Here is a 5,315-nt window from a genome sequence, read left to right on the forward strand (position 1 = left end):
CACCAGCAGCACCTAAATCTCCACCGAAAATTACACCACGAGCGCGGACGCTAACGCATCAAGCACCGCGAGGCTCTCAGTCAGTTCTTGTTCGATGGCCTGCAATTCAAGCCACGCCTGGTCGAGTTTACCAATCTCGTTGTTCATTTCGCACACACTCCAGAGAGAACCAGAATTTTGGGTCGCCGCCCTTGCTCAGAATCCAGTCGTGCGCCTCGCCGCGGTTCATCCCGCTGGGCGCGCAATATCCGGCCATGCGCTCGAGCCGACCCATCAGAGCCTGCTGACCGACCGTGATCTCGCGACGGCGCCACTGCTCATTCATCGCCGCCTTCCCTGACCCCAGGAAATCGATGACTTCCCGGTGGTAAAGCCTGGCGAGGCTCGACCACTGCAACCGGAGACCGAGCGCCCGGCAGCTTTCGAAGCGCTCAGGATCCGCGAATATCCAGCTGATCATCTGCGAAAGCGTCCCGCCGAACGGCTCCGCCCTGAGCAGTAGCGTGATGAAGTTGTCCGGGTCAGCAAAAAGGCCGATCAGCGCAGCTTCGTCGAAGTCGTCCATGGACAACAACACCAGCGCGCTGCCGAGCGCATATTTGCGCGCATCGCCCTTGCCATTGCGCCGGAATGGGCGAGCTTGCTCATCTCGCATGATATCTCGGGCACTCTGCTTCGCGACCTGCAGCTTGCGAAACAGCTGCTCCTCAAAGCAGTCCAGACCACCAATGATCTCGGCAAGACTGCGTGCTGGTTCCTGATCGTCTTCGTTTTTCATGAAGCCGAGGTAGGCTGGGCAGCTGGATCTCGCTGCACATTACCCCCCTCAAAAAACAAACGCGCTTTGCCGGTTTTGCCGGGGGTGAATTGCAGCGAGAGAGAGCGGCAGAGCCGACAAGAAGGGCAGAAAAGGGGGGTGGTGCGCGACAAAGTGTTTTTCTGCCTGAGGCGAAAACACAACCGCGCTGCCCACCCCCCTTCAAGGTTCCGAAGGCTACAGATGCTGGTGAAATACGGTGCATTGAGGAAAGGCGATCCGGGCGTTGCCGGAGTCATGTCCGCTGCGCGCAGTGCCAGGAATCTGCAATCGCGCAGACGCCGCGAGGAAGCCGAAGAAAGCAAGGACGAGTCAGCTCGCCGTCGCCGGAAGACGATAAGCGACCGCGAGGCGGCGGCCGCATTGCTCCACAAGGTGCGGATCCAGGTGCCTCAAAAGTCACGGCCAATGCGAAAGGGTACGCCGCGAAAGCTTACCAATCGCTCTGCGGCAAAGCTGCCGCCCGGCGGCTTTGGCGAGAGCTCATCGAGAGGCCCTGATGGTTTTCACAGCATCCATTTTGATTTCACCGCACGCTCGTTCACCTCTCGTGGACGAAGGTGGAAAACCCGCGAGGCAGAGCGCTCTGCGCTCTACATCCTGCGCGAGGAGGGCCTCGAAGCGCCGTCGTCGTGGATCTCGAACATCTCGGCCGATCGCAACGAGATCTCGAGCTTCTTCAGAACGGTCGAGCTGCTCGAGCGCCACGATAGGAAGAATGCCACGGTCTACGTGAGCGAAGTCATCGCGCTGCCGGCGGAGTTGACTATGGCCGGCAGGCTGGAAGCGGTCAATGCCATTTGCCGGACGCTGCAGCAGCGCGATATCATGTTCGTGGCAGCGCTGCACAAGCCGGACCCATCGGGTGACCAGCGCAACTTCCACGTCCATGTCATGTATTCGACGCGGCCGGCTACCAGACACGACGCATACGACTGGTCCTTCTGCGCATCAAAGGACCTGTCGATCAACTGCCCCGTCGGAATCCGGGCGCGCCGTGATCACGTTGTGCAGTGTCTGAACGAGCAGCTGGCCCGAGATCACATCGACAAGCGCTACACTGCGCTGAGCCATCGTGCGCGCCATATTGCCGGACCCGTTCAACCGAAAGTCGGTCAAGCCCGGACCTGGGCTGTACGGAGGATGGCTGGCGTCGAGATGCAGTGCGAGCGACTTTCCAATCTCTTGGAAAAGACACAGCACGCTCGCCAGTTTCTTGTCAGCGCGAACGCCAGGCTCCGGACAGTCAGCCAGCTGATCAAGCGCAAGATCGCGACGACCCAGTTGGACATGCTTTCGATGGAGCATGTTCCAGCAGAACTTGATCTTGTGAAGGCATCCCTTGCGACATCGCTGGCAAGGAGGACCGCATGCGCTGACGCCTTGGCAGGCCAGCATCGTCGAGAGTTGGATCAGGTCGCGCAAGCCATCCGCGATCAGCTTGTGGCGATCAGCCCGGCGAAATCCGAGCAGCAGTTGAGCGAGCATGCTGCGGGCATCCGCTCGCAAATCTCTTCAAGAGCCCTCGCCGCCTTGAATGCCGAAAGGAGGCTCAGCAGCCAGATGGCCAATGCCGGCCGCGAACTCGAGCAGGACTTGCTAGCGCGTCGTGATGATCCAGCTCCGGCGCTTCGAAAAGATGATCTTCGAGCCGGGATGCAGGCTCGGTTGGCAGAGGCTGCGCTGAACGCCGACATGACACTGGTCACGACGAAGGAGATCCTGCGCAGGACTGCTGAGGCAATCGCTGTCCAGATAAGAGGATCAGACAGGTCCCTGGGCGAGATTCATGCTGGGACCGGGGATACGCGGCAAGAGATCGAAACCACTTTGCGCAGGCGCGCGATTGAAATCGATTCGGCCATGTCGAGCAACAGTGCAAGGATGTCCGAGATCACCGCCGACATTCAGACGCCGCCCCGCAGGCAGGAATCGCACGCGCGCGAATTGAATGGCCCTGCACCGACGGAAGACCAGTCATCCGAACAGGAGGAGACAGCGCCTGCAAGTGTGCCGCCCTTGCCTGCCTTGGACCATCAGGCCGAAGTCAGCCGCATTGAGCGTGAGAACCTCGACAATCAAGCCTTGCTCAAGAAGCAGAAGGTCAATGCCGTAAGCGCGTCGGCGCTGCCCGATGAGCATACCGAAGCTCCCTCTGAAGCTCTCGCTCCCACGTCAGCAGGGCCGACAAATTTGAACTCATCTGCCGACAGCTTGCTGCCGTCTCAGGCCACCATTGTCGCTGGCCCAGCACCGGCAGAAAATCGCACATCCAACGACCAACGAGGAATGGAGAATACCTATGTCAGTGAATACGACCACTACGACGAACTCGACCGGGATTATGAATACGAAGGCTGGGATAACCAGTTTGCTGGAAGCCTCAACTCGCCCAATTTGTGCAGACTGCAAGCACAGCTTCTGGTTGGTGGATCGGCAAGCCCCGAAAGCAATCTGCCGATATCTCAAGGTCGTGACCTTCGGGGAGGTGATGAACGTCGGGGCGTGCGCGAAGTTCGAGAAGGACGCGGACTGACGCTTGCCCAGCAGGTCGCCGATCTGGGGATTGGCGACCTGCGAGCCGGCAAGGAGGAGGACACCGACGGATCAAGCTCCCGGACGCCCCGGCCTGCAGTCCGGAGCGCCGCGAAAGGACCACTGTTGAACGATGGACCTATCATCGACCCACGCAACCATGGGCGTGGTCGATGAGGCGCCGCCTCTGGCGGCGATTACGGCAGATGGCCGCCCTGAGACGGCCCGTGAGGAGAAGGAGGAATCTCGAGGCTGTTGGTAAAAATGAAACTAGCCGGACAGCTCGCAGCCCGCCGTCCGCACAGGAAAAAACTTTGATAAACCTTCCAAATTTCAATGAACCGTCCCGCAGGCGAATCGACGAAGCCGGTGCCATGCTGATCGCAGAGCTCTCCGGTTGGTCCGTGGATCGCTGGCCCATCCTCCTGCCGACGAGGGCTTCCGGCTACTTTCATGCAGCCGATGCGGATCTGCTGTTAGTCCCATCCAGCACTGGCAGCCGGGAGGACTTCAGCATGGTATCCTCGGTAGTCCGCGAAACGCGTTGCGATGCGCTGATCGTGAGGCTCAGTGAGACAGCGCCGGCTCATGTCTTCTGCTGCGTTCAGATCTGGAAGCCAGGCGTCGTGAATTGGAGCATAGGCAAGCTGTGGCTCAGCGAGAGCGGCCAAGGATGGATCATTCCGGATCCTGCTGACACTGCCGAGGACGACAAGTTCTTCCGTTTGCAGCCCGGGCGGTTGCGCGCCTGTTCCACTCCGCCAGGCGAGGCCATTGCGAGCCCTGATGCAGGGTTCGCTCGTGCCGATCGTCTGTATGCCTCGCGGGCGGTGGCATGACCGAGCAATTCGAATGGATCAGCCCGGCCAAGGCCGCCAAGATGCTGAAGCATGATACGCAGAACAACACTGCGGACTTCAGCTTCGCCACACTTCCAAACCTCGAGAGGAAGGATGCGACAGCTGTCCTTGCGCGCGCGAAACTGCAGCCACGACGACCGGGGCCTGGCGACCAATGGCCTGCCCCCTTCTGGCCGGTTACAGCTGCCGCAGACAGGATGATCTTCGCCCCCAATGCTGCCGTGAAGGATATGTGCGTCGAAACTGTCCTTGCCGATTACGACGCCCACGTCCTCAAGTATCAAAGCGTGCTGGCTGTCGTTCTCACGATGCAGTTCGGTCACGACTGGCAGGTTGTCGACATGCTCTCCTTGACGACCATGTTCCTGACGCAGAAACTTGCGCTGGAAAGGCAATTGACTTCGTTGCTCGTCGTGCACAATCCGGCGGTCGCGCTCTCGGCGCAGCCGCCACATGCGCATTGCGTCGTGCTTGCGCGCAAGCATCGCGCGGCCGGGTGGTCCGAGGTGCATCCAGATCTTGTCGCAAAAGATGCCGGGTCGCGTCTTGCTCGCGAATGGCTCGAATTTCGGGAGAAGTGGGCGCCCTCTTACAGATACCTTTGATTTTGGCGCGGGGGCTTATCGCCCCCTCTTCTTACCACTCTCTGGTCTGTGCCTGCTTTTTACTGGGGTAAGTTGCAGCGAGACGAGTGTGCTTGCCTGATCCAGGCTTCATGAAAGCTTCAGCCCCTCGCAAGTCCATCATGCTGGCAAGCATAAGTCGAAAACAGGCCGTCAGCGCGGCCGAGTTTGATCTTGTTCGCGCTGGCCGGCTCGCCGACGTCGATGACGCTGAAGTGCGCCTTGCCTTCGAAATGTTCGCTGCGGATCTTGATGATCTTTTTGACGGATAAGGTCGGCGCAGCACCCTAATAGCAGCTCATCAGAACGATTTCTGGCGCATATCGAGTAAGTTTCAGCAAGATTGCTTCACAGGTCAGGAATGTTCGAAATGCAGTTGTCAGGGCCCTTGTTCGCTGCGACCCTCGAATGAAATTGGTGCAGAGTGAATGGCTTCGTCTGTGAAGGGTTTCGGGCGCTTGCGTACGAAAGCCTCCAGTG

General features: G+C 59.5%; 5 protein-coding genes. 4 read left to right on the forward strand and 1 reads right to left on the reverse strand.

The genetic code is table 11. The features are described 5' to 3' along the window. Positions 1-127 precede the first annotated feature (127 nt). Entirely contained in the window at positions 128-778 is a 651-nt protein-coding gene (locus tag AX703_RS04675) for a hypothetical protein (RefSeq protein WP_062342981.1), read from the reverse strand. A gap of 222 nt (positions 779-1,000) precedes the next feature. On the opposite strand from AX703_RS04675, the gene AX703_RS04680 reads away from it, so the two are divergent. The 4 genes from AX703_RS04680 to AX703_RS27230 all read left to right on the forward strand — a co-directional run bounded on the left by AX703_RS04680 (position 1,001) and on the right by AX703_RS27230 (position 5,107). Next, complete coding sequence (locus AX703_RS04680) at positions 1,001-3,529, forward strand: MobA/MobL family protein (protein ID WP_082734409.1); 2,529 nt, start codon at positions 1,001-1,003, stop codon at positions 3,527-3,529. 197 nt (positions 3,530-3,726) lie between these two features. Further along, positions 3,727-4,191, forward strand: a complete 465-nt coding sequence (locus AX703_RS04685; RefSeq protein WP_062342985.1) for a hypothetical protein — start codon at positions 3,727-3,729, stop codon at positions 4,189-4,191. Then, complete coding sequence (locus tag AX703_RS04690; protein WP_062342987.1) at positions 4,188-4,817, forward strand: hypothetical protein; 630 nt, start codon at positions 4,188-4,190, stop codon at positions 4,815-4,817. The genes AX703_RS04685 and AX703_RS04690 overlap by 4 nt, the downstream gene beginning before the upstream one ends. 110 nt (positions 4,818-4,927) lie before the next feature. Further along, on the forward strand, positions 4,928-5,107 hold the full coding sequence (locus AX703_RS27230; RefSeq protein ID WP_162895973.1) for a hypothetical protein: 180 nt from the start codon (positions 4,928-4,930) through the stop codon (positions 5,105-5,107). Positions 5,108-5,315 lie beyond the last annotated feature (208 nt).

The organism is Novosphingobium sp. CCH12-A3, assembly GCF_001556015.1.
GTDB lineage: Bacteria > Pseudomonadota > Alphaproteobacteria > Sphingomonadales > Sphingomonadaceae > Novosphingobium > Novosphingobium subterraneum.